The sequence below is a fragment of the Boudabousia marimammalium genome, from assembly GCF_001936115.1.
GTDB lineage: Bacteria > Actinomycetota > Actinomycetes > Actinomycetales > Actinomycetaceae > Boudabousia > Boudabousia marimammalium.
In genome coordinates, this window is the sequence record NZ_MPDM01000006.1 from 24,400 (window position 1) to 49,434 (window position 25,035).

The 25,035-nt window shown below is 56.4% G+C and carries 18 protein-coding genes and 1 tRNA gene; 7 read left to right on the forward strand and 12 right to left on the reverse strand.

What is annotated here, in order from left to right; genetic code table 11:
* Positions 1-7: 7 nt before the first annotated feature.
* Positions 8-2,611 (forward strand): ATP-dependent helicase HrpB, encoded by a 2,604-nt coding sequence (gene hrpB / locus BM477_RS06310; RefSeq protein WP_084543770.1) that lies wholly within the window; start codon positions 8-10, stop codon positions 2,609-2,611.
* A 31-nt stretch (positions 2,612-2,642) separates the two neighbouring features.
* Here hrpB and BM477_RS06315 read toward each other — a convergent pair whose 3' ends face one another.
* The 4 genes from BM477_RS06315 to BM477_RS06330 form a co-directional block, all read right to left on the reverse strand.
* A complete protein-coding gene (locus tag BM477_RS06315) occupies positions 2,643-3,587 on the reverse strand; it encodes a pseudouridine synthase (protein ID WP_084543771.1) in 945 nt (314 codons plus the stop codon).
* 22 nt (positions 3,588-3,609) lie between these two features.
* Positions 3,610-5,028 (reverse strand): L,D-transpeptidase, encoded by a 1,419-nt coding sequence (locus BM477_RS06320; RefSeq protein WP_075361826.1) that lies wholly within the window; start codon positions 5,026-5,028, stop codon positions 3,610-3,612.
* A gap of 180 nt (positions 5,029-5,208) precedes the next feature.
* Positions 5,209-6,174, reverse strand: a complete 966-nt coding sequence (locus tag BM477_RS06325) for an Fpg/Nei family DNA glycosylase (RefSeq protein ID WP_075361827.1) — start codon at positions 6,172-6,174, stop codon at positions 5,209-5,211.
* Between the two features lie 77 nt (positions 6,175-6,251).
* Entirely contained in the window at positions 6,252-7,709 is a 1,458-nt protein-coding gene (locus BM477_RS06330; RefSeq protein ID WP_075361828.1) for an alanine/glycine:cation symporter family protein, read from the reverse strand.
* Positions 7,710-8,092: 383 nt separating this feature from the next.
* On the opposite strand from BM477_RS06330, the gene BM477_RS06335 reads away from it, so the two are divergent.
* On the forward strand, positions 8,093-8,548 hold the full coding sequence (locus BM477_RS06335) for a hypothetical protein (RefSeq protein WP_075361829.1): 456 nt from the start codon (positions 8,093-8,095) through the stop codon (positions 8,546-8,548).
* Between the two features lie 45 nt (positions 8,549-8,593).
* On the opposite strand, the gene BM477_RS06340 is transcribed toward BM477_RS06335, so the two are convergent.
* The 3 genes from BM477_RS06340 to BM477_RS06350 all read right to left on the reverse strand — a co-directional run bounded on the left by BM477_RS06340 (position 8,594) and on the right by BM477_RS06350 (position 13,368).
* Positions 8,594-8,670 (reverse strand) — tRNA-Met (locus BM477_RS06340).
* A gap of 110 nt (positions 8,671-8,780) precedes the next feature.
* Entirely contained in the window at positions 8,781-10,019 is a 1,239-nt protein-coding gene (locus tag BM477_RS06345; protein ID WP_075361830.1) for an arginine deiminase, read from the reverse strand.
* Positions 10,020-10,230: 211 nt separating this feature from the next.
* Positions 10,231-13,368 (reverse strand): UPF0182 family membrane protein, encoded by a 3,138-nt coding sequence (locus BM477_RS06350; protein ID WP_143230231.1) that lies wholly within the window; start codon positions 13,366-13,368, stop codon positions 10,231-10,233.
* A gap of 84 nt (positions 13,369-13,452) precedes the next feature.
* Here BM477_RS06350 and BM477_RS06355 point away from each other — a divergent pair, with 84 nt between their 5' ends.
* A complete protein-coding gene (locus BM477_RS06355) occupies positions 13,453-14,019 on the forward strand; it encodes a PPA1309 family protein (protein ID WP_075361831.1) in 567 nt (188 codons plus the stop codon).
* Positions 14,020-14,035: 16 nt separating this feature from the next.
* Here the strand turns inward: BM477_RS06355 and BM477_RS06360 are convergent, their stop codons facing one another.
* The 3 genes from BM477_RS06360 to BM477_RS06370 are packed head-to-tail and all read right to left on the reverse strand — an operon-like array spanning position 14,036 to position 17,646.
* On the reverse strand, positions 14,036-15,181 hold the full coding sequence (locus BM477_RS06360; protein ID WP_075361832.1) for a S16 family serine protease: 1,146 nt from the start codon (positions 15,179-15,181) through the stop codon (positions 14,036-14,038).
* Between the two features lie 19 nt (positions 15,182-15,200).
* Positions 15,201-16,427, reverse strand: coding sequence for a S16 family serine protease (locus BM477_RS06365; RefSeq protein ID WP_075361833.1), 1,227 nt, complete (start codon positions 16,425-16,427; stop codon positions 15,201-15,203).
* Positions 16,428-16,440: 13 nt separating this feature from the next.
* The gene (locus BM477_RS06370; RefSeq protein WP_158024387.1) at positions 16,441-17,646 is read right to left on the reverse strand and encodes a YlbL family protein; all 1,206 of its coding nucleotides are present in this window, start codon (positions 17,644-17,646) and stop codon (positions 16,441-16,443) included.
* Positions 17,647-17,814: 168 nt separating this feature from the next.
* Between BM477_RS06370 and BM477_RS06375 the strand changes: the two genes are divergently transcribed.
* Positions 17,815-19,395 carry a zinc-dependent metalloprotease gene (locus tag BM477_RS06375; RefSeq protein WP_075361835.1) on the forward strand — a complete coding sequence of 527 codons (1,581 nt, stop codon included), beginning with the start codon at positions 17,815-17,817 and terminating at the stop codon, positions 19,393-19,395.
* A gap of 82 nt (positions 19,396-19,477) precedes the next feature.
* Entirely contained in the window at positions 19,478-20,479 is a 1,002-nt protein-coding gene (locus tag BM477_RS06380; protein WP_075361836.1) for a hypothetical protein, read from the forward strand.
* A 9-nt stretch (positions 20,480-20,488) separates the two neighbouring features.
* Here BM477_RS06380 and BM477_RS06385 read toward each other — a convergent pair whose 3' ends face one another.
* Positions 20,489-22,564 carry an ATP-dependent DNA helicase UvrD2 gene (locus tag BM477_RS06385; RefSeq protein ID WP_075361837.1) on the reverse strand — a complete coding sequence of 692 codons (2,076 nt, stop codon included), beginning with the start codon at positions 22,562-22,564 and terminating at the stop codon, positions 20,489-20,491.
* A 32-nt stretch (positions 22,565-22,596) separates the two neighbouring features.
* Entirely contained in the window at positions 22,597-23,550 is a 954-nt protein-coding gene (gene nudC / locus BM477_RS06390; RefSeq protein WP_075361838.1) for an NAD(+) diphosphatase, read from the reverse strand.
* A 55-nt stretch (positions 23,551-23,605) separates the two neighbouring features.
* On the opposite strand from nudC, the gene rph reads away from it, so the two are divergent.
* Both rph and rdgB read left to right on the forward strand, forming a co-directional pair.
* Positions 23,606-24,379, forward strand: coding sequence for a ribonuclease PH (gene rph, locus BM477_RS06395; RefSeq protein WP_075361839.1), 774 nt, complete (start codon positions 23,606-23,608; stop codon positions 24,377-24,379).
* Positions 24,376-25,011: an RdgB/HAM1 family non-canonical purine NTP pyrophosphatase gene (gene rdgB, locus BM477_RS06400; protein ID WP_245792884.1), complete on the forward strand. Its 636-nt coding sequence runs from the start codon at positions 24,376-24,378 to the stop codon at positions 25,009-25,011. The genes rph and rdgB overlap by 4 nt, the downstream gene beginning before the upstream one ends.
* Positions 25,012-25,035: the final 24 nt, after the last annotated feature.

A 25,035-nucleotide genomic window follows, 5' to 3' on the forward strand; every position in this document is an offset into this window, starting at 1 on the left:
GTCTCCTTTGCCTGATTTCTCTGCTCCCAGCGGCGCAGTTTCCGCTTCCCTGCTGGCCCTGCATGACCTGTTAGCGTCACCACCGGACCTACCGGTGGTCGCCGGATTAAGCGAAGTCCGCGGCGCCCTCGACACCCACCACACCCTGGTGGTTTCCGCTCCCCCGGGCACGGGTAAAACCACTTTGCTTCCCCCGCTGCTAGCTGATTTGCTGGCGGGGACGAGGGTGATTGTGACGCAACCCAGGCGGATTGCGGCCCGCACGGCGGCCACTCGACTGTCTGCTTTGCTGGGGCAGCCGGTGGGAAAAACTATAGGTTACAGTGTGCGCGGTGACACCAAAAACTCTGCCGCCACGCTAATTGAGTTCGTCACCCCGGGCGTGCTGCTGCGGCGCTTACAAAACGATCCGGAGCTTAACGGGGTGGGCGCAGTCATCATTGATGAAGTCCATGAACGCAACCTGGACTCTGATTTAGCGGTAGCTTTCCTCAACGATGTCCGCCAGCTCCGTGAGGACCTGTATCTGGTGGCCATGTCCGCGACTGTCGCCGCGCAAACTGTCGCCCCGATCCTCGGAGATGGCACACCGATCGTGGAGATTCCTGGCCTGATTCACCCGGTCACGGTAGTGGAGGCCCCGCCGGGGCGCGGCCAGCAGGCTCTGGGCACGGTGTCGCGCTGGGGACAGATTGGGGTGCGCCCCGAATTCTTACAGCACGTCACGGACACAACGCTGCGGGCGTTAGCGGAAACCAGCGGCGACATTCTGGTGTTCCTGCCCGGCGTCAAAGAGCTAGAGAGCGTGGCCGCAAATCTCCGCACCACCCAGGCCGGCTGTGAAGTACTGCCGCTGCACGGCGGGCTTTCCGCCGCCCAGCAAGACCACATCTATCAGCCGCATACAGTGCGGCGCGTGATTGTTTCCACCGCGGTCGCGGAATCTTCCATCACTGTGCCGGGTGTGCGAGTGGTCGTTGACGCCTGTCTTTCCCGTGAGCCACGCATCGACTTAGCCCGCGGTTTAAGCTCCCTAGTGACGGTCGGTGCTTCCCGGGCGGCCTGCACGCAAAGAGCAGGGCGGGCAGGCCGTGAAGCTGCCGGCACAGTTTACCGTTGCGTGGATGCCGCCACCTGGGCGGGGATGCGCGAACACACTGAACCGGAGATTACACACAGTGACCTGACCGGGCTGGCGCTGCACTGCGCTGCATGGGGTGCGCCCGGCGGGCAGGGCCTCAACTGGCTGACGGATCCGCCGGCCCCCGCCTTGCAGGCAGCCGAACGCACCCTCGACTCCCTCGGAGCCACCAATGCGGGGCAAATTACCGCCCTGGGGCGGGCCCTAGCTACGCTCCCGCTTTCTCCCCGCTGGGGCCGGGCCCTGATAGAAGCCAGCCCATGGATTGGGGCGCGGCTGGCAGCGCAAGCGATTGCGACCGCGGACGCCACCGTGCGGGCCGAGGGCGCCGACGGCGTGGCCCTATGGAAAAGTCTGGCGCGCGGCGGCGGGAATCCGGCGGCCGCCAGCCAGTGGAAGCAGCAGTGGCAGCGCCTCGAAAAACAGGCGCAGCAATGGTCCGGGGAAATAGTGCCAAGCCCAACCACCCAGCAGACTGCTAGGCAGGGTGAAACTACCCGCGATGAGGCTTTAGCGACCGTGATTGCGCTGGCCTACCCGGACCGGCTGGCCCGGCAGCGGGCGAAAGACTCCCCCAACTATCTGCTGGCCGGCGGTGTGGGCGGGCAACTGCCAGAGCACTCACCGCTACGCGGGCAAGAGTGGCTGGCGGTGGCGGATTTGCTGCATTTGCAGGGCCGCAGCGACGCGCTGATTAGTTTGGCCGCGCCCATTCCAGCTGATTTAGCGTTAGAGTTGGGGGCTTCCCTGCGGCAAGATATTCCTCAGGTTGAGGTCACCGAACGGGGTAAGGTTCGGGTGCTGTTGAACCGTCAGCTGGGGCAGATTACCCTGCAGCAGGTGGTGGAAAAGCAGCCGCAGCGGGACTTGGTGGAGCAGGCGATTCGCCGCTACCTGACTGAGCATGGCTGGGGCGCTTTGGAGCAGAGCCCGGCGGCTAAGCAGCTGCTGAGTCGGCTTAGTTTCCTGCACGCGCAGTTGAGGGCGCCGTGGCCGGATGTTTCCGAAACTGCTCTCCTAGCGCGCCTAGATGAATGGCTGGGTCCTGAGCTGGCCCAGGCCGTGAAGGCAGGCAAGCTACCGAAAGTGACGGCCGCCGCCGTGCAGGCCCTGTTGCCGTGGCCGGAGGCAAGCCGCCTAGATGAGCTGGCTCCAGAGCAGATTCAGGTTCCCACCGGCCGGCAGATTCCAGTGGATTACAGTGATGGGCAGCCGCGCATTCGCGTCCAGTTGCAGCAGTGTTTCGGCTGGACTGATTCACCGACTCTAGCTGACGGGAGGGTTCCCCTGACGATTGAGCTGCTCTCCCCGGCGCAGCGTCCCCTTGCGATCACCGCCGACCTGCACAGTTTCTGGACCGGCCCCTACGCGGGGGTTCGCGCCGAAATGCGGGGCCGTTACCCGAAGCACCCGTGGCCGGAGGACCCCTTGACGGCTACCGCCACCACGCACGCTAAACGTCGACGCTGACTTTAGGGGGACGAGGGCGAGCGCAGTGTCATCAGTCGGCTGTTAAAAGATTCTGGAAGCGACTGTAAAAGCATTGCTTTTCTTTAGTCTGCGGGTCGATATAGCGTAAGCTTGCGGCCAACAGCTGGAGCGGCATAGTAGACGGCGCTTGCGGGTCATTGCCGTACTCTGGGGCGGCTAAGCCACCATAGAGAGGGTCCCCAACAATTGGCGCGCCCACCGAGGCGAGGTGTGCCCGTAGCTGATGCATCCGCCCGGTCAGTGGCTCCGCCTCTACTTCCATGACCGGGCCGACCACGCTTTCCCATGGGCCTTTCACTACTTTGAAACGGGTAAGCGCTGGCGATGCTGCCGGATGCTCACCGACCCTCACGAAAGGCTCCCCCGCGGTTTTGGAAAGCGGCTGATTAATCTCATGCCACTGCCCATCCGCGTACTTTGTTTGGGCACCGGTGACCATCCGGTAGGTTTTGTGTACTTCCCGCCGGTCGAACATGGTCTGGTAGAGTCCGCGCATCTGCGGGTCATTGGTCAGGAGTACCACGCCAGCGGTCATCCGATCCAGCCGGTGAGCCGCTACGATCTGGTCATTATTCTCAACGCGACGTAGCTGCACTGTGAGGCTGCGGAACACGTACTTCCCCCTCGGCATGGTGGAGATGCCAGCGGGCTTATCCGCTACCAGCCAGCCGTTGCCGCGCCCCAAGATACGGATTGGGGGAACCGCAGCGCCCTCGTCAGCGATGGGACGGTAAAACCAGACGCCCTCGTCACGTCGGCTAACCGGGTCGGTGAAAGCGCAAACCTGACCAGCCGCGGACAGCACATCACCTGCGGCGAAGAGTTCTGTTACCGCGCGGGCAGGAAGCTGCGGGTAACGGTTCTGAAAGCACTCCCCCAGAGTCGGCGCCGCGCAGTCACATTTGAGCTGAGTGGGATGCACTCCCCCGCGGGCTGGCGGACTAAGATGGCTCATCAGGAAAACTAGACGCTACACTCTACTCGTGGGAAACCACAGTGGTGCCGATTTCAGCCCAGTCGTAGAACCATTTGGCGGTCGCTACGGGCAGGTTAATGCAGCCGTGCGAGCCGGCCTTACCGGCATAGCCGAAGGAGCTGCGCCACGGCGCACCATGCAGAGCGTAATCACCATGGAAGTAAAGAATCCAAGGCACACCAGGAGTCACGTAGTCGCGGCCACGCATGGTCTGCGAACGGACCTTCGCCCAGACCGCGAAAGTCCCCTGCACGGTCGGGTGCTTATCAGCGCCGTTGACCATGGCGACTGGGCCGCGAGCAATCTGGTCACCCACATAGGCGGTAGCAGTGTGGTTAGTGAGATTAACGTCAATCCATTTTTCATCCGGCAAAGCCGCGTATGCGAGCTTTGCCGCATTCGGGCTAACTACTTTGCTAACGTCTTGAGCTTCCAAAACCTCAGTGTCAATCTTGCCTTTGAAGCTTTGACCATCTTGATATGCGGCAATCACAGACTTCAACAAGTCATCGCTATTAGTGACCTGACGGCCGTCTTTCGGCTTGCGCACAATCTGCGCAATCGCGCCGCTCTCATAGACCTTGCGCAGGCCATTCTTCGGCTTCACGTTGACTTCTGAAACTACGCCGCCCACCCATTTGGCAATGGCTTCAGTATTGACTTCCAAGTCCTGTGCCCCATTGTCCGCCGTGGTAATAGAAACAAAACTGGCGGTTTCAGCGGCGGATGGCTGATAGTTCTTCCCGTCGTGGTCCAAAGCTACGTCTAGGGCGCGTTTTGCGTTGATCTTCTCAACTAGCTCTTTTGCTTTCGCGGTGTCAAACTCTGGAGGCTCAACCTTGAAGGCGACCTCCACTGTGGCTGCGGCGGGAGCCTGCGCGACAGCTTCCACATCACTGATGAGTTTCTCCAGATCGGGGACGTTTCCATCCACCGATTCAGATACGCTAACTTCACCTGATTCTTGGTTTACGCTGACCACAGCTGGCTTACCGTTCAACAGTTCGGGCGGCATGACGGAGTACAGGTACTCTTTAGCTTTCGCGTTGTCGAGGGAGTATTTGCTCGGAATCACACGGTCCTTGAATAGGCTACTGTAGTAGGAGTACCACGCCGGACGGGCAATCGCCTGATCAGCCAGCTGCTGGGAATCCAGTGAGACCCCAAAATCTGCGAGAGAAACAGTTTTAGTTTCATCCTCAATCTGGAGAGAAATATTCTTAGCAGATTCCTGCTTTTCAACAGCCTCCATGATTTCATCATGAGTCATGGAGCTAACGTCCAGATTAGAGACGTGGGTGCCCGGCAAGGCAAGACCCTGATAGCTCTTGTAGACCACCAGGTACGTTACACCCATGATTAGAATGAGTGCCCCTGCGATAGCTCCCGCGATGATGGCTGCTAGACGTTTTTTCGTCAAATCTCTCTACCCACTTTGATGCTTCAATTTGCATTAATGCGTTGATTTTATGCGATTTCCCGCATATCAATCATAACGAAAAATAGGCGCAGAGAATTGCACAGTCCCGGGAAAACTACCTAAGAGTAAGCAGGTCCACATTTTCCAGGCGAACTGGGCCATATATTTGGCGAATTTTCGCTAGTTTTGACAGCCTGGACACCAAAATAGTTTGCGCCCCGCTAGGTTCTTTTCCCGCACTGTGGCACCGCACCGCAAACAGCTCCTGCCGGTGCGATGATAGACGGCGAAGCGTCTCGCTTCTTTATCTTCTGGGGCGATATGTGCGGGAACCAGTTCGGTTGGTACAGTGATGATTTTTCCGTCGCGCACGCCCTCTCTCAATGCGACAACTAGGTCCCGCCAAAGTGTTCTAAGTCTGTTTTCTGAGACCTGTTTAGCTGCCCGGTTTGGGTTGATTCTGGTTCTGAAAAGGCATTCGGCACGGTAGATGTTCCCCGGGCCGGCACAGATACTCTGATCCATCACGGCCTGGCCGATAGGGATGGAACGCCGCCGCATGAGAGTTACGAAACGGTCCTCATCCCCGGAATGGTCACGGATCGGGTCTGGCCCCAGTTTGTCGAGGGTGTCTGCCACCTGCACGGGGTCTAGGATTTCGCATCGGTTAGGGCCGGACAGGTCTGCGACCGCATGTTCAGTGTGAAGGCGGAGTCGAACTTGTCCGCGCGGCTGCGGGAGGAGCCATGTTTCTGTGCTGCCGGCGTCTTCTACCCGCTCGTCTCCCTCACCGATACGAACGCGCGGAGCGCCAATGGCGTGCGGAAGAGGATGACTTTGGTCAGTGTCAAAACGCCAGGAGCCATACAGTCCTAGGTGAACATGTAGCCAGTTCGGGTATCCGGTGTCTGCACCGGCCTGGAGTTTAGCTAAGTCTGTATCCCCCTCGCCCCCAGGTTGGGAGGTGGGCCGGAAGGGCAGGAAAAGGTGTTTCCCCCAAGCCTGCGCCACCCCAGCCTGTTGCCCGTCTAGGATTTGCGCCCCGGCAATGAAACGGCCCTGCGGGCTGCGGGCTTGCACCTGCTCCCTAGCAAAAATGCTGGTGAGAGCGCCTGCTACACGGTGAATCGAATGTCCTTCTGGCATGCCTGTATTTTCTCATGGAACAAGCTCCGCCGCGGACCCGGATGGATTCGCGGCGGAGCTTAAACGCTACTTTCTACTTAGCTGGGGGTGACGCCCAGTTCTTCATCCCATACGGCGTTAACCATGTCTTTGGGAAGGTCGGGGTTGTCCACGCCAACGAAGCTGAAGTCATTAGCAGTACCGGACTTGACCTCAGGAAGCTGGCGCTCATAGTCACGCAAAGCGGCAATCGCCCAGCCGCCCATCGCGAAGATGGCAACTAGGTTAACTAGCGCCATGAGGCCCATCGCGATATCTGCCAGCGCCCAAACGGTGCTGAAAGCCCAGATGGAGCCCAAGGCAACTGCTGCGACAACTAGCGCACGCAGCAGGTAGTTGGGTTTGCCGACACCACGGATGAAGTCCATATTGACTTCCGCGTAGGTGTAGTTACCAAGAATCGAGGAGTACGCGAAGACGAAGATAATCAAAGCGACCGGAATCGCAGTCCAGCCACCCAGCTGATTCACGATGGAGTCTTGAGTGAGGGTCTGTGCCGCGTCACGGTCGGTTTGGTTCACATTGTAGACGCCACCGACAATGCAGATGAACGCGGTTGCGGAACAGATTACGACAGTATCCACAAAAACGCCCATGGACTGGATTAGTCCCTGCTGCACCGGGTGAGAGACCGTGGCGGTAGCGGCCGCATTCGGTGCTGATCCCATACCGGCCTCATTGGAGAACAGGCCGCGCTTGACACCGTTGAGTAGTGCGGCGGTGAAGCCGCCGGTGAGGCCGCCCGCGGCAGACCAGAATCCGAAAGCGTCAGCGAAGATTGCGCCGAATACAGCAGGAATCAGGCTGAAGTTCATGCCGATAATGATGATGGCGATCAAGACGTAGATGAGCGCCATCAAGGGGGCAATGATTTCAGTAGCTTTAGCGACCGGGCGGATACCGCCCATGATGATTGGCGCACACAGGGCGACGAGGATGAGTGCGGTCCCCCAGGACGGCACTCCGAAGGAAGCCTCGAACACACCTGCAATGGTGTTGGCTTGCACCATGTTGAATGCGAAACCGAAAGTGAAAATCAGGAGCACAGCGAAAACCAGACCCCAGGTGCGGCTACCAAGCCCGCGGTGAATGTAGTATGCGGGACCGCCACGGAAAGAGCCGTCGGAGCCGCGAACCTTAAACATCTGCGCCAAAGTGGCTTCAATGAATGCGGTTGCCATGCCCAGCAGGGCGACTACCCACATCCAGAAGATGGCGCCAGGGCCACCGACGGCGAGGGCGATGGCGACACCCACGATGTTGCCTGTACCCACACGTGAAGCAATCCCGATAGCGAAGGCTTGGAAGGATGAAATACCTTTACCTTCGACGCTGCGGGACTTCATGATGGTTGAAACCATGTTTGCGAACAGGCGGAACTGCACGCCCCGAGTCCTGATGGTGAAGTAAATGCCGGCGGCCATGAGCAGGCCGACCAGCATGTAGGTGTACATAAAGTCAGAAATATGCCCGAGGACAGTGTTAAATGCTTCCACAGCAAACCTTTCAAGTACGACCGCTCGGGGAGCGACACAAGCTTAAATACCCAAAATTTAAGTATCAGATTCCCCTAGATTCTCACATATAGGTAAAAGATTAGTCAAATCCGGTATTAACTGATTAAACAAACTTATCTGCTTCCCGAATCCGATATATTGGCTTACATCAGCATGGATATCTAATCCGATAGGTCAATTCAAAAAGAGAGAGAAACATGGATCGCGAGTCTCTAAAGGTTTTAATTATTGCTGCAGTTGTCCTAGGTCTACTAGGACTAGGAGTCGGATACTACTGGTACGGGGCCTGACTCCCTCCCGTCACAGGAATATCGACAGGACTCCGGTCGCCAAAGCTACTACCGTCACACCTCCGGCTACGATTGAGACGGTCTGCCAGAAGATTAAGGCATGGGTCCGGAGCGTCGAATGAAATTAGGGCTGCGGAACTGATTTGCGAGGGCAAAACCGCCATCCCCACTGTCACTAGGCTCACTGAATGCCTAGAGCAGTTCCTGCCACCCACCATTCATGCGACTGAAACCCTGCAAGGTCTGATAGCTGGATTCACATTCTGCTTCAAAGACGGCGAACTGGTTGGTGACCCGAAGATTCACAACATTATGACCGCCGAGGAGCAAAAGATTGAAACCTGGCTAATCGAGCTACAAGCGCAAGACGTTGAACTAAATATGGGACTATCACAGGCAGTACAACTGTTGAAGAATCGGGTGAACGGTGTCTCTATCAATCTGATTGGGAAAGCCCCTAGCTACAGCATGAAAGATGCGCATGCTGCCCTACGAACTGCGGCGACACTGGTCATTAAGGAAAAATAAAACCGCTTGGCCAAGAACTAAATCTTGAAACCAAGCGGTTTTCATTGGTAGCGGGGACAGGATTTGAACCTGCGACCTCCGGGTTATGAGCCCGGCGAGCTACCGAACTGCTCCACCCCGCGTCAACAAAATACAGTCTAGTCTCTAGGCCCCGAAGCAGCAAACGCAGACCGGGAGATTTCCCTCACTATAGGCCAAAAATCAGGCATTCAGCCGATAGCTTGACCGCAGTCTAAGAGGCCGGAGCCCGGTCAATCGGGCAACTCATGCACCGCGGGCCCCCTCGTCCTCGGCCCAGCTCCCCACCTGGAACCTCAACCACCTTGATCCCCTGCTCACGCAGAAAATCATTCGCCCGCTCATTACGGTCATACGCGAAAACTGTGCCCGGCTTCAAAGCCAACAGATTACAAGCATCATTCCACTGATCACGCTCCGCCGTCAAAGAATCACCCGGATTCTCCAGCACCCGAATCGAAGCCAGCCCCAAAGCCTTCGCGATAGCGTCATACATGCCCGGACCCTCATCATGCTGCTCCACCAGCTTATGATTCGCCCCGCGACTCAAAGTCACCGTAGGCACCTGCCCCAGACCCTGATAGGCCACGAAAGTATCCTCATCCACCATGGTCATCACGGTGTCAAGATGCATGAAAGCGCGTGAAATCGGGAGCTGCGCCGCCACAATCCGATCCACCCGGCCAGAATCCAGCATCTTCTCAGCCAGACGCCGCACCGCCCGCATCGTGGTGCGTTCAGACACCCCAATCAGCAAAGACCGATTCCCCAGCACGCAGACGTCGCCGCCCTCCAAGGCAAACTCATCAGACTCGAAAGCCTCCGGGTCGAAACCCGCCTCATCATCCCAACGCAGGAAATCGAAACTTTGAAAATAAGGATGATAGCTATAAATAGTTTCCAGATTGACTGTCTCACGCCGACGCGCCACCATCCGCATCTGGTTCAAAGACACCCCACCATAAGCCCACGCTGAACCATCCCGCGTAAACAAATGGTTCGGCAGGCAGGGCAAAACCATGCCACCCAAAGTCTCCAAATCATCGGGGAGATTCTCTCCCACAATCTGCTCATACTCTTCAATCGTGACACCGGCAATCAGGCGCTCCCCCAGCTCCGCTGCAGACAACTCTCCAGCATGATCGTGCAAAGTGCTACTCACCCGCGGATCAACATGCATGCTATTCAAGGAGTTATCCAAGGCAAACTGGCGGGCGGCGGGGTTCTCCAAAGCCTCAGCTAAGAGTTTATCCACCCATAGCACTTCCACGCCGGACTCTTGCATGATTTGCGCGAAACGGTCATGCTCCTCTTGGGCGCGGCTCAGCCAAATCACGTCATCAAACAGCAAATGCTCTTTATTGGAGGGAGATAGACGAGTAAACTCAGCGCCCGGACGATGTAGCATCACGGTCTTCAACTTGCCGATCTCACTAGCAACAGTTTTTTGCAAAATAGCCTCCTGAACCAAACCCTGGGTCAGCCTAAACTCTGTAGCCGAATGCTACAAGTATTACTCCACAGTACCGCCCAAAATGCCGCAAAGCATTCGCGTTTATACGCATAAATATGCCGAGGGCGGGTCCCTTCCAGAACCCGCCCTCGAAATACTGTTCTCTTATCTCACTTCAGTGACAGCTCAAAGAGAGATAAAAACTACTGGACTACCGCGCGGCCTGCTCCTGAGCTGCCACCGCAGCCTCAAGCGCCTGCTGTAGACGCTTCTGGGCTTCACCATAGGCTGCCCAATCGCCAGCCTTCAAAGCTGTTTCAGAGTCCGCGATAGCCTGCTTCGCATTCTGCAAGGCAGTCTGCAAATCAGGGTTATCGCCGGTCTTCGGTAGCGCCGGAGCCTCAGCCGTAGCACCAGCATTATCAGGAGTAACGCCAGAGCCTTCAGGAGTTACCGCCGGAGCAGCCGGATCGACTACTTCACCGTCAACCCGCTTCTTTCCGACAATATCCTGATCACCGGTTGCAGCTCCCGCATCTCCCCCGAAGACCTGATCCAAAGCCTCAGACAAGGTGGGGGCAAAGCCGACCTTCTCACCGAAGCTGACCAGCACTGAACGGAGCAGCGGGAAAGTGGTTCCCTGACTGGACTGCACGTAAACGGGCTGCACATAGAGCAGACCGCCACCGACCGGCAAGGTCAGCAGATTACCGCGAATCACCTTAGAACCACGCTGGTTCATCAGGTTGAGTTCCTTAGAGACCTGCGGCTTAGAGGACAGATTGGACTGCACCTGACCGGGACCCGGAACCGTTGTCGATGAAGGCAAAGCCATCACCCGAATCTTGCCGAACCCATCTCTAATCTTGCCTGACTCATTGCCAGTCTCAGAATCAACCGCAATATAACCGGCCATAGCTTCACGCTTTGAAGAGCCACCCGGCACATACACGGAGCTCAAGCTGAACTGGGCAGAATCCTGAGTGGGCATCTTCAAGGTCAGATAGTAAGGAGGCTGAGCCGGAGCATTACCAGTCTCCCCCACATCCACGGTCGGATCCGCTGGGGTCTTCCAACGGTCACCACCGGTGTAGTAGTCACCCGCATCGGTGACGTGGTAGGTAGCCAGCAGGTCACGCTGCAGCTTGAACAGATCCTCCGGGTAGCGCAGATGCGCCATCAGGTCGCCACTAATATCACTGAGCGGCTGAACCTTCTGCGGGAACACGTTCATCCAAGCTTTCAAGATTGGATCTTGCTCATCCCACTGGTACAAGGTCACCTTACCGTCATAGGCATCAACCACTGCCTTAACCGAGTTACGAATGTAGTTGATCTCTTCGCGCGGAGTATAGAACGCAGCATTTCCGGTAGTGGAATCCTTAGTCACATCCGCCAGCTCTTCATGCTGAGAGTACGGGTAGTTATTCGCGGTGGTGTAGCCGTCAACAATCCAAACCAGACGCTTCGGAGTACTGGGGTCACCATCCATGTCGACTACCGCCGGATAAGGCTTACGTTCCAAAGTCAGATACGGGGCGACTGCCGCCACACGATCCGCTGGGGCACGCTCATACAGGATCTGCGACTGCGGGTTCACCTGGTTAGAGAAGAACAGGTCGGTGGAGCGGAACTTGATTGCGTACAACAGCTTATTCCACAAATTACCAACACTGGGGCCACCATCACCTTGATAGGTGGTTTTGACCTGTCCACCCTCGGCCTTATCATCCGGATAGTCCAGTTCCTGGCCGCTATTGCCTTCAGCTTTCGGGCCACCCACAATCGAGTACTGCGGCATGTTGTTGCCAAAATAGACGCGCGGCTCATAGTCGCCGAGGAAGCCCTGTGAAGGGATGGAACTTTCGGAGAAAGCCGGACGCCCATCAGCATTCGCCGTGTTGCCGTGCGCAGTCACAACGCCGTAACCGTGCGTGTAGACCGTATGGTCGTTCACCCAGTTACGCTGTTCTGGTGCCAAACCGTTCTGATTCAAACCACGTACCGCAATCACAGTGTCGTGGAGCTTACCGTCCATCATGTAGCGGTCCACAGCCAGCTGCTCTTCAAAGTTGTAGTACAGACGGTTCTGCTGCACCTGAGTGAAAGTCGGGGACACAATATTGGGGTCAAGTAAACGAATCTGGTTAGTGGATTCGCTATCTTCACGTAGCTGACCGGCGGTGGCAGTGGTGACTGCGTCAGAGGTCGTGTACTCAATATCTTCCATGCCGTATGCCTTCAAAGTGGCATCAATATTGTGCTGAATATAGGGTGATTCCAGCGCCTGAGCGTTCGGCACGACGCGGAACTGCTGGATCAAAGCTGGGTAGGCCATGCCCACAACTACCTGGGAAAGCACCAGGACCAGCACTGCGGCGGCAGGCATCTTCCAGGTGTCACGGAAGGCAGCTACCACGAACATGGCAGCCACAATCACACAGGTGATAGCCAAAATAGTTTGCGCCGGAAGCTGGGCATTGATTTCACGGTACATGGCACCGTGCACGCCGAGGGCGCCGCCGCGAGCTTCCGCCAGCAGAGTGTAGCGCTCCAGCCACATTTGCAGACCGAAAACGAGGGCGACTGCGGCAGCGGTCAAACCCAGCTGCATGCGGGTGGTTTTCGCAATCCGGAACTTCGGGAACAATTCCACGCCACCGTAAAGATAGTGGATGATCGCGCCCATAATCAGGCCCACGAACAGGACCTGCATCAGGAAGCCGACCACCATCTGCACTACCGGCAGGGTGAAAACAAAGAAAGAAATATCGTAGTTAAAGATTGGGTCAGTGCTACCGAAAGGGCTCTGGTTCCACCACAGCAGCACATTGCGCCACTGCGAGGCTAAGCTCAAACCTGTGGTGACACCCATGAAGATGGGAATCGCCCACAAGAACAGCTTGCGGCGAGATTCCATTTCTTCCCGGTAGCGGCGCACGTTCGAATTCAAACGCACGCCCTTCTTCTGCAAGGACCGGTAGGAAAAATGCATGTAGAGCCAAAGGATTGAACCCTGGATAACCGCACCGATCACGAACAGCAGCGCCATGACACCGATCCGGGTCCAGAACACGCTAGCGTAACCAATCTGGTTGAACCATAGGATTTCGGTCCAAATCTCAGATGACAAGCTGATAAAAGCGCCCACTAGCAACAAGATAAGTAAGAAGATAGTGACCGGATTACGGAAAATCTTCTTAAAATCAGGCAGATGCATTTCTGGCTTAGGTCGATTCTGTCCGGGCCCACCAAAAGAGAATGGGTTATTGGGACCGTCACCGCCGCCAGATTCTCCGCCGTTACCTCCGAGGTTACCGAGCGAGTTAATCCATGAATTATTGCTCACGATGTGCCTTTCTTTGACATACGTATAACCCTATGGTGTCATGCTCAAGGTGTTCGCGCACTCCATCCGTGGGATGATTTAGGCATGGATATTGAATCATTAGGGGTCAACCCCGACCATGTAGCTTTGGCTCGCGCCGTCTCGGAGATTGAGCTGGAGGTCGCCCAGCTGGGGTGGGATCGTCCCTCCACCGTCTACGCCCTCGTCCCTTCCAGCACTATTTTGGCTGATCCAGCTGGCCTCCCCGCCGCTATTCGGCAGGATTTAGAGGCACAAGTGCAGGCCTTCCCGAACCACCTGACCGCCATTTTGCAAGAGGAATTGCCGGGGCAGCGGATTGAAGAGTCCCTCGGCTACCTTTCCTGGCCAGAGCAGGTTGTCGGCATGGCAGTTTCCATGGAACGAGTCTCAGTTCCGCCGGAGGCTGAAAAGGATGCTCCCTCGGACCCGGATGCGGCAATCAGCTACTATGCAACCCACCCGGACCGGCAAGAGTTCCGGATTGTGGCGGGCGTGCTGCGCGACGGGCAAAGCTGGTCCGCAATCCGCTCCCGCGATTTAGATGACCCGGACAAGGTCGCGCAGGCGTCCGACTTGGTGCCGGACCTCACCGCCGCCTTACTGGCGACTTTCACCGACGAGGAAGAGTAGGGTCTGCGCCCCCAACTCATTTGTGGGGGCAGACTTCTAATTTGTCGGTCTGCCCTGACTTGATAGCACGCAGAACCTCAGCCGCCTGTTTCAGGTTCTTCACCCTTACCGGGGTGATTCCCTCAGGCAGCTTCGCGTCCTTCAACTCGTTACAATTGATGTCCGGGGCAAGGAACCACTTGGCACCGTCATGGTAGGCGGCATAGATTTTCGGAACAATCCCGCCAATCGGGGCCACCATCCCATTGGCGCGGATAGCGCCGGTCACAGCCACATAATCTTTGCCAAGCAGGTCGGCGCCAAGCTTGTGCATCGTCGTTAGAGCCATCGCCAGGCCTCCAGAAGGACCGTTAGCCTCAGATTCCATAACCGGATGATACTTACCGTAGTTTTGCGTAGTCGTTAGCTCATCCGCGAAGCGAGAGCCAGGCACTTCGTCTTCTGGGGTAACCGTAGGCAACTCCAAAACTGTGGTTCCCTGATTCCGCTTCACCGTAACCTGAACTTTTGTCGCCGGAGGAATCTGCTGCATAACTTCAGCCAGGTCAGTGGTGTTACCAATGTTGTGCTCCCCGGCGGAAGTCACTACGCCTACCAGCTGGTCCCCTTTCTGAACACCCGTAGCAGAGTCTTTGTTGAAGACAATCTCAGAAGAGTAAGGGAGTCCCATTTCTGAAAAGGCCGCTCCAAAAGCGCTGTCTACGGATTCAGCGAAGCCATCATCAGCAGGCAGGTTCGCAAGTTTCTCACCTAGCTCTTCATATTCTTTAGGGCTGAGCTTTTCAACTTCAATCCCCTTAGTTACATCAGCGAGCAGGCAGTGACTCAGGCTAATATCGCTTTCTCCTGGGAAACCGTAGGCTAATACCCCGACTGCAAACAGCTTGGCACCATCAGACTCAGGGGTTGACGACTCTGACTGCGTCGCGCTCTCCGGGGCTGAAGAGACATGAATCTGATCAATCAGATTCACACTTGGTGCAGGGGTGGCAATCAGATAGTTCTCACAGGCACCAAAGATTTTCGCTGGAGTCACAGTGAACAAGACAGCAATTAGCGCCAAGGCAGCGATACCTCCCACCGCATATTTCACAAAGGGGTGAAAGTGCACCTCGACCGGCGGTGTCTCTTCCTCGGCCTCCCTAAAATTGCTGTCATCCACTGAGATTGTCCTTCCTCAACTATTTGTGCGGGCAGATATCTAGTTGGTCGGTCTGCCCTGACTTAATGGCACGCATAACCTCAGCCGCCTGATTAACGTCCTTCACGGCGACCAGCTTGATTTCAGGCGGTAGCTCCCGGTCTTTCAGCTCCACGCAGTTATCTTCCGGCATGAGGAACCAGTCCGCTCCGCCGCTGAGGGCGCTGTAAACCTTCGAATAGATACCGTTCACCGGATAGGTCACGCCATCGGGCCGAAGATCACCAGTTACCGCTACCGAGTCCTTCCCCATCAGGCTGCCCCCGTCCAGCGCATTCATGGTGGCCAGAGCAATAGCTAGGGAACCCGAGCTACCGTAGATACCGGAATTAGGCAGATAGTGCACTAGTTTATTGAAGTCGTAGTCAATTTTGAACCGCACGGGAAGCGCAGACCCAGCCAGATCAGGCGGCCCCACGATGGTAGCAATCGTTTCAGTAATGGTGTCGCTACCGCGTTTGGCGATTACTGTCACTTCAGTCCCCGCCGGGGTGTTCTCATAGAATTGAATAAGTTTCCCAGCTGAATCAAGGTTGATGATGTTGTCACCTTGCCGGAGTTCGATTAGTTCATCCCCGGCTTTCAATGTCTTTGCCTCCAGCGCGTCCACGACAACGATCTTGACTTGATGCGCAATCTTCATGCTCTCAAAGGCTAAAGCGAACGCGGTATTGCGTCCCTCTTCATAGCCGCCATCATCAATATCTTGAGGGGCTTGTGCAGGTTCATCCTCATCGGAGGAGGTAGCTTCTGCGGTGCCTTCATCCGGCGTGTGCGCCTGCATCTGCGGCATGGCGTCTTCAGGCGTACCGAATTCCGGTGTTGGCATATCAACCAGCTCATAGCCGTCAGAAAACATTCCGCGCAGACAAGAACTCACGCTGATTTCCCGATCACCATCAAGGCCTTCTGTGAAAACCGAGACTGATAACAGCTTGCCGCTATCTGTAGGCAACTGAGCCAGCTGCACGGGGGTCCCGTCCGTGTGCTTCAGCTTATCTTCCTCGAACCTGATCTTATTCACCATATTTTCCGCATCACCCGGGTAAACCAGAACCTGGTTCTCGCACAGATTCAGCACCCTAGCTGGCGCAGGAATTAAAACTATTAGACCAAAAACCGCGACAAGGAAAGCAATCAGCAGCTTCTTCTTAGTTGGCATCTTGGCTTTTGGTTGTTCTTCTGCCGGTTCAGAAACAGTATCCATGTCGACTCACTTCTTATTTGTGGGGGCAGACTTCTAATTTGTCGGTCTGCCCTGACTTAATGGCGCGTAGCACGTCTGCGGCCTGCCCCAAGTTCGTGATTCGCACTGGGGTGATTCCCTCAGGTAGCTTCGCGTCCTTCAACTGATCGCAATTATAGTCAGGAGCAAGGAACCATTTCGCCCCGTCATGCTGCGCACCGTATATCTTTTGCACCACACCGCCGATAGGACCAACCATGCCGTTCGGACTCATGGTTCCGGTGACCGCCACAGAGTCATTCCCGATTAGCTCTCCGCCGGAGATAGTGTTCATCATGGTCAAAGCGAAAACTGTGCCAGCTGAGGGACCCCCAATCGATTCAGGAATATTTACAGAAATCGGGTAGGGAAAGTGATAGTCCGCGTTAATGAAAGCACCCAGCAGGGAACCTTTGCGTCCCTCTTCCCCGGGCGCTATGGTTTTCATTTCGATTGTTTCCAGCTGGCTGCCCCGCTTTACGCTCACCTTGATCTGGGTGCCAGGTTCAGTGGAGTCGAGGATGCGATACAGATCGGCGGTGGAAGTAATCTGCTGCTCAACCCCGTTGTGGCTGATTGCAACGAGGACGTCATTTTCTTTGAGTTTCCCGTATCCGTCAGACTTTTCGCTGACCCCCGCGATCGTAATTTTGGAACTGAAAGGAATCTCCAATGCGGTGAGCGCGGCAGCGCGGGCATTATCTTGTGACGATGTCATGAACTGCTTCTGAACTTTCCGCTCTTCCTCGGCGGAGACATCCTCGGGGAATACTTGGCTGTACGGAAGTATATTCTGGCTGGGATCAAAGTAGGCAGAGATCAGTTCCCAGCCACGTACTGCCGCAGTTGAGGGTCCCCCTCGCATGGAGACTGTCACCAGCCGTAGCTGGCCTGGTACTTGTGAAGTGGGATGATTTTTCCCGTCAGATACCTCCACAATCGGACGGGTTTTCCCATCAATCTGGGTATTCGCCAGCAAATTGATGGTCGGTCCAGGCATCTCAATCACATAGGGGAAAGGGTGAATAACCGCCAAATAGACCGCAGCAACGACAGCTACAAAAATCAGCAGCCAAGCCCACCGACTTTTCCGCCGCCCAGTTTTCACGCTAACTTGATGCGCAAAAGGAACCCCGGAAGAGCCGAACACTTTGCCCTCTGTCAGATGCTTCGAATCAAAAGAAGTAGAATAGTTACTCACCTGTCCCATTCTGCACTGTTTTACGCTCACACGCTAAAGCAGACCCCTAAGATTCGTAGTTTCCGCGTTCGCCTTCGGAGCAATCCATCCAGCGTAGCGGCCTATAGATGGCTTCATAAGTCCATTTTTAGTACCGTTGTTTCACCAGTTGCCGCACAAGGAGGCACCATGTCGACTGATCAGCCAGCAGATAGCAACCAGCCTGAAGACGAAGGCAATCAAGCTTTCGATGATTTCTTCAAAGCGTTAGAGGGCATCGTCCCGGAGCATGAACTAGAACAGGTTAAGAAAATGCTGCAAGAGCAGGGACTTGATCTGGAGAATCTAGACTTAAGCGGCGCCATGGGAATCGGCCCGAACGGAGCCTTCATGATGCCCGGAGGTGGCGGCCCCATCATGTCGGTGATAGGTGATTTATTCGGAGAAGGCTCTGAAGGCCCCGTGAACTGGAAGGTGGCCCATCAGCTGGCTACCGAAGGAGCCCAAAAGAGTGGCAACCAGACTTTAACTGCCGCGCAGGCCGCGCAATACCGCACCGCCCTGCAGGTGGCCGGGCTGTGGCTGGACGCCGTTACTGATTTGCGTCCCGCCAGCGTGGAGCCGGAAGCTTGGACTCGCACTCAATGGGTTGAGGCCACAGAAGCTACCTGGCGAAGCATCTGTGAGCCGGTGGCCTTGAACGCTTCCCGGGCAATCTCCAAAGCCATGGGAGATGTAATGGGGAACCTCGGTTTCTCAGACTCCGAGGACATGAGCGAACACCTCCCGCCGGAAGCGAAGCAGATGATTGCCTTAATCGGCGGCGCTGGGGCGGACGGCGACAGCCAGAACCCCCTCGGCGGCATGATGGACCGGATGGGTGCAACCCTGTTCGGAATGCAGATGGGTCACGCCATTGGCGCTTTAGCCTCAGAAACTTTAGGGTACACGGCTATCGGTATCCCGATGCTAGGGAAACCGCGGGTCGCCCTCGTCCCCCGAAATGTTGAAGAGTTCGGGGAGGGCTTCGACATCCCAGCCAATGAGGTAACCAGCTTCGTGGCGGTTCGAGAGTCAGCTTTTGCGCGTCTTTTCGCGGCAGTCCCCTGGTTGCGTCACCATGTTCTTTCAGCGGTCGAGGCGTACTCGAAGGGGATTGACATCGATACTGATGCGGTTGAGGACGCTGCCCGTTCCATGAACTTCGAGCAACCCCAATCCTTCCAAGATGCACTATCTGGCGGCATGTTTACGCCCCAGATTTCGCCTGAGCAGCAAAAATATTTGGATCAGTTGCAGACCGTACTTGCCGTCATTGAAGGCTGGGTGGAGGAAGTCACCCTGCGGGCAACCCTGCCGCATATTCCGCACGCCATCCAGCTGGATGAAATGATTCGTCGCCGTCGCGCCAGTGGTTCCCCCGCGGAGAAGATCTTCCATAACCTGGTGGGCTTGCAGCTCTCCCCGAAGCGCTCGCGGGATGCGAAACTGCTCTGGTCAACCTTGACGGACCAGATTGGCCCGGATGCTCGTGACGCTTTCTGGGCGCATCCTTCCACGATGCCAACCATGGAGGAGCTAGATAATCCTACCGCCGTGGTGCAATCCCGCCAGCAGGCCGCAGAGAAGCAAGACGAAATGGATGCGCAGCTCGAAGCCCTCCTTGAAGGCAAGATGGGCTGGGCTGAGGGACTGGCTCCTGAGGATGATTCCGAGGGGGATACCCGCGCCCAAAACGACGGTGAGGATTCAGCCTCCCCAGAGGCTTAGTTATCCACAGATGCCGTAATGGGCCGGTAATCTGGCGGTTCTCCTGCGAAGCTAATTACAGTTTCAAAGCAAGGAGAGCGCATTGGCATCACTCAAGCTACGCCACGGCATCCCGATTCTGCAACGCGGAAACGGTGAGCTCCAGTTCGGGAGCGATCCGGTTCATGGGCTGGTCCTCAAAGGACTTACTGACGGGGAGATTAGCTATCTGCTGTGGTTGGGGCGCAGAACGAATCGCTACCAGATTGAACGCCATCAACGGTGTTTGCAGATTACTGACGCAAGGGTGGCGGAGCTCTTGCAGCAGTTGTCGGATGCTGGCCTGATGGATAGCCCAACCAGTCACCGTAACCGTCCCTACACTGCGGAAGAAACCCTCTGCTCCAGACTGGATGGCTCCCAGGAGGGCTTTCGCTGCCGCAAAGAAAAACATGTCCTAGTGGTGGGGGCTGACCGCTTGGGCGCGCTGGTTGCCTCGCTGCTGGGCACGGCAGGAATCGGGAATATTAGCGTAAAGACGCGGAAAGAGAATGAGCGGATCAGTGCCGCGGAGTTATTTCCGTTTAGTTCCAGCAGTTTCGGGAAGAAACGCTCCGGAGCGATAGTGACTACCTGCCAGCAGTACTCACCGAAAATCAACTACTATTCGGTAGCCCAATGCGACCTGGTGATCATGATTAGCTATGGGGCGTTCTCAACCGTGGACTTGAAACTAATGGGGTTGCAGCATATCCCCCATCTGGCGGTCAGCCTGTCAGATTTGGGGGCGACAGTTGGGCCACTGGTCCAGCCGGGAGCTACTCCTTGCACGCACTGCGTTGATCTGCATCGCACAGACCATGATTCCAGCTGGCCTAGGCTTCAGCAGCAGCTTATCTCTTGGGGGAGGAATCCCCCGCCGGGGGTACTAGATGCGGCATCCTTAAGCCTGATTGCCGGCGTGATACTGCGGTACGCCACTGATTACTTGGATGGCCGGCATCTTATTCCGCTGGGTTCCCTAAGCTATGTCCCGTACTATCCGGCAGATACCACCACTACCCAGGTTCAGCCGCATCCGCGTTGTAGCTGTCAGGCACTCTAGCTGAGGTGACTATTTGTCTCCGCGCAGCTCAGCCAGCAAATCTAGGACTTCTTCACCCCACAGGGATAGTTTCGTATCGCCGATGCCCCGTAGCTGTCCCAGTTGCGTCAGAGTCTGCGGATCCTCCAAAGCTATCTCCCGTAAAGTCACGTCCGCAAAGATAGTGAAGGCAGGCTTGGACATTTCGTCACTAAGTTTGCGGCGCCAGGCTTTCAGCTGGGTGAACCGCTCCAGCGAATCAGTGCTGGCGTCCTCCTCAAACTGGCGGGCTGCCATGCGGGCACGTTCACGCGGGCTGGCGGAAGCCGAGGGGGTCGAGGACGACTTGGTACGCTCTGGCCACAGTGGCGCTAAGAAATGCGATCGCTTATTCTTTCCCCGCCCACCGGAGCGGCTCTGCGCGTAGCTGATCCGCAGAATGCTTCGCGCCCGGGTGACCGCCACATAGAACAGTCTGCGTTCCTCTGCGATTGCGGCCTCAGTTTTCGCCATCGAGATGGGGAGCAGGCCTTCTCTAACCCCAATCAGGAACACGGCCTCCCATTCAAGGCCTTTAGCCGCATGAATGGTTGAGAGCGTCACTCCCTCAACAGTCGGGGCATGCTGGGCTTGCATTCGTTCTTTTAGTTCTTTCGCCAAGGCGTCCGGATGTACCCCCTCGGCGGCACGGTCTTTCGCCAAGGTGTAGAGCGCGTTCAAAGCATCCCAGCGTTCACGTACTGCACCCTGGGTTTCTGGTGCGGTTTCAGTCCAACCAGCTCCGCGTACAGATTCACGCATGAATGTGGCGGTGTCCCCGTCGGCTTCGGAGTTTGCTAGATTCTGGAAAGCAGTGATTGCGGCGCGCACATCACCACGGTGGAAGAACTCTTCACCGCCACGCATCACGTAGCCGATTCCGGCAGCGGTAAGGGCCTGTTCAATGGCTTGAGATTGCGCATTGGTGCGGAACAGGACCGCAATCTGAGACAGCGGAAGTCCATCTTCGTAGAGTTCTTTGATTTGCTCTGCGACCTGCTCTGCTTCAGTCTCATCATCATGGAAGGTGCTGAAACTAGGTTTCGGACCAGAAGGCGCATGAGATTTGAGCTGCACCGCCCCTTGCATCATCCCACCTGGTGATGAAACCAAAATCCGGTTCGCTACCGTAACGATTTCCGGTGAGGAACGGTAGTCCCGGTTCAAAACGACGGTCCTGGCCCCCTCGTAGCGTTGCGCAAAAGAACTCAGATAGTGCGGGGTCGCACCGGTAAAAGAATAGATAGTTTGGGCGACGTCACCGACTACGCACAGGTCGTTACGCTCCCCCAGCCACAAGTCCAGTAGCTGCTGCTGGAGTTTGGAAACGTCCTGATACTCATCCACCACAAAGTTTCGGTACTGGGAGCGGATACGTTTCGCAATATCGGGGCGTTGCTGCAACATCCCCACCGTCATGAGTAGGACATCCTCAAAGTCGATAACCCCGTTGTCGCTTTTCACTGCCTCATAGCGGCGCAAAATGGAGGAAACCGTCTCCGGACTCATATTAGTTGGGGGAATTCTATCCGCCTGAACGGCTGCATCCACATACTGTTCCGGCGTGATCATACTGACTTTCGCCCACTCAACTTCCGCCGCTAGGTCGCGAATCGCTACGCGGTCCACATCAATACCCTCATCATGGGCGGCAGCGGCCACCAGGTTGCCTTTCTGCTTCACCAGCGGCGGGAAATTGCCTCCCACCACGGTCGGCCAGAAGAAAGATAACTGCCGCAAAGCGGCCGCATGGAAAGTCCGGGCCTGCACGCCGTGCACGCCAAGAGCAGCTAAGCGTTCACGCATCTCACCAGCCGCCCGGGCCGTAAAAGTCACGGCCAGCAATGAAGTTGGCGCAAAAGCTTCTGTCGCCACCCCGTAAGCAATCCGATAGGTAATCGCCCGAGTCTTACCTGTACCGGCACCAGCCAGAACGCACAGCGGACCCGAAACCTGCCGAGCGACCTGCCGCTGTTCAGGATCCAGATCGGCTAGCAGCTCATCAGGCGATTTAAGTTCCGGCCCAGACCCTGGAGAGCCTTGAGATAAATCAGGATAAGAAGTCATAGTCTCAGTCTGTCATAGGGGCGGGACATTTATTATTCCCACACCTCAGCAGGCATCATTTCACCCATCCACTGTGCAATATAGGCGCGGGCTACCGAGGAAGACGCCGGCATCATTAAATCACGGGTCTCAATGGCTTTACGTAGGTCAGCTTTAGAATAGAAATTGGCCCACATAATCTCATTATTATCCACCTGGATGAGCTGGTCGGCGGCCTCCCCCTCGACCCCCAACTGAACCCGATAAACCAACATTAAGGAACGCGGGAAGGGCCACGGCTGGGAGGCAATGTACTTAATGGCGGAAGCATCAATCCCGTGGAAGCCGACCTCTTCAGAGATCTCACGCAAAACGGCGGACTCCGGGGTTTCCGCGGCATCAATATAGCCGGCAATCAGGGAGGCTAGACGCTCCGGCCAATGCGCGTTATGGGCCAGCAAAAGCCGATCCTGCTGATCATGGATCGCCATGATGACCGCCGGATCTGTGCGCGGATACACTAGATGCCCGCACTTGACACATTCTTTCATCCAGCCTAGCGAACGTGTCCGCAACGAACTACCGCAACGCGAACAGTACTTCATCTGGCTATGCCAGTTAGCCAGCGCGGCGGACTCCATCGTCATCATTACCTCAGCGTCGTTGAGGTAAGCACCCACGAACTGCAGACGTTTCCATTCCTCACCCTGCGCCTGCGAGTCGGGCACGAAAAGCCCTACACAAAGCTCCCCTTCTGGGGTTTCCCCCAAAAAAGCTGCTCGCCCCTGCGCGAACTGCTGCGCTAAGTCAGGAACCGACTCCAACTGGCTGACCGTCAAGGAATCTGAACCCTGAGCGGAGCTTTGTGACAGCTTGACTCTGCCCCGCGTACTGACATGGCAAACCCGCAGCTGCTGCGCTGTAATCAGCTGCTCGTAGAGTTCAACACTGGTACGGTCAGGGGTACGCGGATCAAGACCGCGACGAGAGCAAGGCAAATTCTTCACCCTTATACGCTACCCTTTCTGCTCATAATTTATCTTCACTTGATAGGCTTGTTTCATGATTAATGAAACTTTGCGCGCCGATGGGCGCACCCCTGACCAGCTCCGCACTATCCGTTTAACCCGAGGCTGGCAGCAGGTCGGGGAAGGTAGTGTCCTAGTCGAATTTGGTAACACCCGCGTGCTTTGCGTGGCCTCCTTTACCGAGGGCGTCCCGCGGTGGAAGAAAGGCCAAGGTAGCGGCTGGGTGACCGGCGAATACTCGATGCTGCCGAGGGCGACTGAAACCCGCTCGCAGCGTGAATCTGTACGCGGCAAGGTGGGTGGCCGGACCCAAGAAATTTCTCGCCTGCTGGGCCGATCCTTGCGGGCAGTGGTGGATGTTGATGCCTTGGGTGAGAACACTATCGTGTTGGACTGTGACGTCCTCCAAGCTGATGGCGGCACCCGTACCGCTGCGATTACGGGCGCCTATGTGGCCCTCGCTGACGCGGTTGCTTACGGTAAGGCGAACGGTCTGATTAGCCCCGGCAGCAAGGTACTCACTGATTCGGTTTCCGCGATTTCTGTGGGCATTATTGATGGTCGTCCCTGCCTGGATCTTCCCTATGTTGAAGATGTCGCCGCCGGCACTGACATGAACGTGGTGATGACCGGCTCTGGTACTTTCGTTGAGGTGCAGGGCACCGCAGAGCATGGCGCTTTCACCCGTGATGAGTTGAATCAGCTATTGGCTTTGGCAGAGAGCGGCAATGCGCGTCTCACCCAGTTGCAGGAAGAATGCTTAGCTGGGGAACCCGGGGTGGTTTTCGTGGCGGAGGCTGGCAAGTGAGCACGGCGGGGTCTTCCTCGTCCTTGCCGAGGGTGATTCTGGCGACCAGAAACCAGCACAAGGTTAATGAGCTGCGCCAGATTTTATCGGCCGCGATTCCCGGTTTTCAGCCAGACTGGCTGGGTTCAGCTCAAGATTTTGACACGGTTGAACCGGTTGAAGATGGCGTTGATTTCGCGGAGAACTCCCTGATTAAGGCACGCCAGGTGGTGAAAGATACCGGTTTGCCCGCGATTGCGGATGATTCTGGGATTTGCGTTGAGATCATGGGCGGCGCCCCCGGGATTTTTTCGGCCCGCTGGTCAGGCGCCCACGGCGACGATGTGGGGAACCGCAATCTGCTTCTTCATCAGTTAGCTGACGTGCCGGAGCGGAACCGCGGCGCCTACTTTATGTGCGCCGCCTGCCTGGTTATGCCTGATGGCAGAGAGTTCGTGGAAATCGGTAAGATGACTGGCCATTTGAGTTTTGCTGCCGCAGGTGATTCTGGTTTCGGCTATGACCCGATTTTTATTCCGACCGGCTACTCCGTGACGAATGCGGAGCTTTCTCCGGAGGAAAAGAACGCCATCAGCCACCGGGCGAAAGCTTTTAACGCGCTCGCGAAAACCCTGCAGGCTGAGCTTCTCTAGTCTTCCGATCTGGACTCTAGGAGC